The following is a 3960-nucleotide window of genomic DNA, read 5'->3' as shown; positions in this document are numbered from 1 at the left end:
ATGAAAAGGGGTTATTGAAATTTATCACGCAACCTCATAAAACTATAAATTAATGCAGCATCTCTGCCCATTTTATTACGAGAGTTGATTTTGGGACGCAGACAATTTAGAAATAGCTGGTCGCAGCATCTTGTTCGGCCATATCTCCAATAACATTCGTCATGTAACTTACAACACGCATCTACTTCATTAATTGGTGACCCTGGCCCGGAACAACCAGGCCCACAATACCTATATCCGGGTATACAAAACCCAAAAGGTGACCGTCTATAGCTCATTAATCCTCCTCCTTCCCTGACAAGCACTGAGATACAATAGAGTATGTATTTTCAGCATTAAACGGAAAGGCTTTTAAACTGTTATATGTGAATGCAGCTGGAAAAGAGGAGTTTTTCGAGAGAGCAGACAGTGCTATATGGATTTTCCAGAGATACACGAAGACTTGGCATAAACTGTATAGTGGAAAATACATTAAATAAATCAAAAAACCTCCCATCACCGGGAGGTCTAAATTTATTAAGAAGAGTATCTATTTTTTATTGAAAAATACCGGAGCAGAATCCACGTTTTTTAACCACAAATGTTCTATTCCATTCATTCCATCTTTAACCCATACATCCCCTTGGTGACCCTTTTCAGTCTTGCGATACCATGTAATTGCTGACCCAACGACTTGCGGTGCATGATCCAATTCATCTTTCTTTGGAAAAGTAATCTGCTTTTGTTCACCTGATTTTAAATTAATGACATATAGGGCTGTAAACATTGTTGGAACGGGTCCCTCTTTCCATTCCTTATTTTCTTTTGCTCGGGCAACGATGACTTGATCTGGAGAGAACCATTCGATATCAAGGTCTACGAATCCTTTCGGGGTATATTCCCTTTGTTTGGTCATGACAGGAATGTCGGCAATGGTTGTATGTTTGTTTTCAACGAGAAATCTTCCTTCCCCGGAAATGAAGGCTAGCTGATTGTTTGAGGGGGCCCATTTGATCCAGTTTTCATACCAGAGCATCTTGCCAATCACTTGAAAGTGATCCCCTTTAGATGAAAGGACGCATAAAGTATTGCTGTCATTGGACAATGACGCAGTTGGCATGGCTAGAAAGCTAACCCAATTCCCATCAGCACTCCACTTAAAGTATACAGCGTCGATGGCAAATAATTGATCATTTGTCTGAATGGTATAAAAAGGCTTTATTTTATTTACGTTTAGATTAGCATCAGCTGACACTTTAAAAAGATGAATAGGTTCCCATCCAGTAGGAAGCAAATTAGATTGTGACGAAACGATAAACTCTTTTCCATTGGGAAACCAAGCAAAATCACTTACACCTAGAGACACATTCTCAAATCCTTGTGGCCGTCCATTTTTTGTTTTTGTCACATTTAAGAGCCCTCTTGAATTGTAAGCTAGTTGATTTGATACAGGCGACCATTTAAAATTTCCCGTTTCAATCGTTTCATATGGTTGGTAGATTTCCTTTTTTTTTGAATCATACATATACAAATATGTTTTTTCTTGTTGCTCATCACCATCCAAAAAGGCTATAAACCGCCTATCCATGGACCATTGTGGATTGACTATATAGCGACCTGTTGTCAGTTGAATTTCTTTATCGTCCTCCTTTACCCATAGCTGATGATCTCGTATAAATGCAGCCTTAAGCTGAACTTCGGCAAAAGCATCCACTGTAAAATGATAACTAATGAATAGAATTATTAAAAAAATCCTCATTGCCATTAATATCCCTCCTTGTCATAGGATGTCCTACCAAGGGAAAACAATGGCCATAATACTGAAAGGAAAAATGCTCCTCATCCAAAAGTCGTAGATCTTTCTCGAACGATTTGCGTAAACCCCTTTCCTCCAACCTTCCGATGTGACTAGTGCTTTCTTTTTCTAAAATAAAAGTAAGAAAACGAAAGAAAGCGAGAGATTCAGATGAACAATAAAATGGTTGTTATGATTACAGGGGCATCGAAAGGTCTTGGAAGAGCACTGACATTGGCATTTGCTAAACAAGGAGTACGGCTTGCGATTTGTGCGAGAGGGGAAGGGATGCTGCGCAAGGTTGAGCAAGAAGCGAGAGAGCTTGGGGCTGAGATCATTGCAGTGGAGGCGGATGTTACGAATGTAAGGGATGTAAATCGGTTCGTCTCAATTGTAGAAGAAACTTTCGAACGGGTAGATATTTTAATAAATAATGCATCCGTATTTGGACCGGGTCCTACGCTGCTGGCCGATTATCCGGATCATGACTTTGCGGAAGTGATACGGATGAATGTGGTTAATCCTTTTCTTGTAACGAAGCGTGTATTGCCAGGCATGCTAATTAGAAATAACGGAAGAATTCTGAATGTCACATCAGAAGCGGGAAAAACAGGATTTGCTGAATGGGGTGCTTATGGGATTTCAAAGTTCGCGGTGGAAGGATTAACCCAAACTTGGGCTGATGAGTTAGAGGATACAGGTGTGAGTATGGGGATGGTTGACCCTGGAGAAATGGATACAGAGATGCACGCAATTGCCGTTCCTGATTGTGATTATGAGCTTGGTAACCCTCATGATGTCGCAAAGGCATTTGTTTATCTCTCATTAAATGAATCAGTAGAAGTGAACGGCAAGAGATTTGAGGCACAATCAATTTTAGAGGAAAAAAGGGGGCCGCTCCTATGATGCTAGCTGCACGTCCATTCCAAGTCCATGAAGATTTAAATGCGAATACGCCGGCTGAATACAGAGGAATACCGCGGGATCATGTCCGTTTAATGGCGCTCGATTCAAAAACGGGAGACAGCTTCCATAATCACTTTTACGAGTTAGGGTCTTACTTGCAAGAAGGAGACTTGCTTGTCTTAAATAATAGCCGTACACTTCCAGCTGTGTTAAAAGGGAAAAGGGGAACGCAACATATTGAAATTCGTTTATCACGGAAAATATCTGAATTCGAGTGGGAGGCACTTGTAACAGAAGGGATATTGAAGGTAGGTGAAAAGATTGATTTACCAGGAGATCTAGCAGCGACCATTACAGGGCAGGGAAATGAAGCCCCGTTAATTATTCTCGCATTTTCAAAGAGTGGAATCGCACTATACGATACAATCTATCAATTTGGAGAGCCGCTTCACTATGAATATATTGAAACACCTTGGCCGTTAGAAATGTATCAAACCGTTTATGCCTCCGTTCCGGGCTCTGTGGAAATGCCTTCTGCTGGGAGGGCTTTTACTTGGAAGCTGCTTAATAATCTGAAGCAAAAGGGTGTAAACATTGCTTATTTGCAGCTTCATACGGGTTTAAGCTATTACGGAAAGGACCGCTGGCCAAACCCAAGCAAACATCTTGAAGCATTTAATGTGCCAAATGAAACGGCTGATCTGGTGAACACAACGAAAAAAAATAATGGGCGCGTCATAGCTGTAGGTACAACTGTCGTTCGGGCACTAGAAACATCTGTCAATAAAGCTGGAAATGTTGAAGCACAGGCAGGGCTAACGAATTTATATATTCAAAAAGGCTTCCCGCTAAAGGCAGTAGATGGCCTCATAACCGGTTTTCATGAACCTGAAGCGAGTCATTTGGACCTTCTCACGGCATTTATTCAAGAGCCGCTTCTGATGAAAGCTTACAATGAAGCGCTAGCAGACGGATACCTTTGGCATGAGTTTGGCGATATGAACTTGATTTTGCCGATGGAAAAACAGCGATGAAGTGGCATCATGCAGGTATTCAAGTTCGGAATTTAGACGAAGCCATTGAATTCTATGAAAGTGTTTTTGAATTTAAGATTGAACAATATCTTACTTTGCCAGGTGAGAAAATAGCCTTTCTTAAAAGAGCGGAGGTAAGGATCGAACTAATTGAGTCAGAGGAAAAACCAACACCTTTAAGCACTATTCATTTATCTTGGAATGTGGAGGATGTAGCCGAGTGGATTAGAAAGCTCAGTGTAAAGG

Annotated in this window: 5 protein-coding genes; 3 read left to right on the top strand and 2 right to left on the bottom strand. The window is 40.9% G+C overall.

Features of this window, described 5'->3' with window-relative positions; genetic code table 11:
- Window positions 1-11 precede the first annotated feature (11 nt).
- Together V7149_RS17720 and V7149_RS17715 are read right to left on the bottom strand one after the other, a co-directional pair.
- Window positions 12-278 carry a Parvovirus coat protein VP1-like protein gene (locus tag V7149_RS17720; protein WP_335346931.1) on the bottom strand — a complete coding sequence of 89 codons (267 nt, stop codon included), beginning with the start codon at window positions 276-278 and terminating at the stop codon, window positions 12-14.
- Window positions 279-529: 251 nt separating this feature from the next.
- A complete protein-coding gene (locus V7149_RS17715) occupies window positions 530-1744 on the bottom strand; it encodes a translocation protein TolB (RefSeq protein WP_335346930.1) in 1215 nt (404 codons plus the stop codon).
- A 201-nt stretch (window positions 1745-1945) separates the two neighbouring features.
- Here V7149_RS17715 and V7149_RS17710 point away from each other — a divergent pair, with 201 nt between their 5' ends.
- The 3 genes from V7149_RS17710 to V7149_RS17700 form a co-directional block, all read left to right on the top strand.
- Window positions 1946-2680: an SDR family NAD(P)-dependent oxidoreductase gene (locus tag V7149_RS17710; RefSeq protein ID WP_335346929.1), complete on the top strand. Its 735-nt coding sequence runs from the start codon at window positions 1946-1948 to the stop codon at window positions 2678-2680.
- Window positions 2677-3714: an S-adenosylmethionine:tRNA ribosyltransferase-isomerase gene (locus tag V7149_RS17705; protein WP_335346928.1), complete on the top strand. Its 1038-nt coding sequence runs from the start codon at window positions 2677-2679 to the stop codon at window positions 3712-3714. Before V7149_RS17710 ends, V7149_RS17705 begins: the two co-directional genes overlap by 4 nt.
- A partial coding sequence (locus V7149_RS17700; RefSeq protein WP_335346927.1) for a VOC family protein occupies window positions 3711-3960 on the top strand: 250 nt, incomplete at its 3' end. The genes V7149_RS17705 and V7149_RS17700, both read left to right, overlap by 4 nt.

It is taken from the genome of Bacillus sp. JJ1503, from assembly GCF_036965125.1.
Lineage (GTDB): Bacteria > Bacillota > Bacilli > Bacillales > Cytobacillaceae > Cytobacillus.
Note: the sequence above shows the minus strand (reverse complement) of the source record. Positions and strands in the feature narration are given on the sequence as shown.